Origin of the sequence: Paenibacillus polysaccharolyticus (assembly GCF_023714295.1) — a bacterium.
GTDB classification, from domain to species: domain Bacteria; phylum Bacillota; class Bacilli; order Paenibacillales; family Paenibacillaceae; genus Paenibacillus; species Paenibacillus polysaccharolyticus_A.
Genome location: NZ_JAMAUN010000078.1, coordinates 1 through 255, shown reverse-complemented (window position 1 = coordinate 255; position 255 = coordinate 1). Strand labels below are relative to the sequence as shown.

The following is a 255-nucleotide window of genomic DNA, read 5'->3' as shown; positions in this document are numbered from 1 at the left end:
TAATGCTGGGTCAAATGCCACGATGCCGCTTAACCCTACGCCGGTAGCTCCCGTGGTCCCCGTTATTCCCGTACTACCAGTTACCCCTGCCCCAGTAGCCCCTGTTCCTCCTGTGGCTCCTGCACTTACTAATAACGTATAATCCGGGGAAGTGCCCGGCGTGCCCGTTGGCGAGGCTACATTGGTGACATACGTACTGCCGTTGAACGTGACAACCTGACCGGCTGGATACGTCGGGGCTACTGCTGGGTCAAA

The 255-nt window shown here is 57.6% G+C and carries 1 pseudogene; it reads right to left on the bottom strand.

What is annotated here, in order from left to right:
- A pseudogene (locus tag M3629_RS28295) lies at window positions 1–255 on the bottom strand (hypothetical protein); the annotation flags it as partial.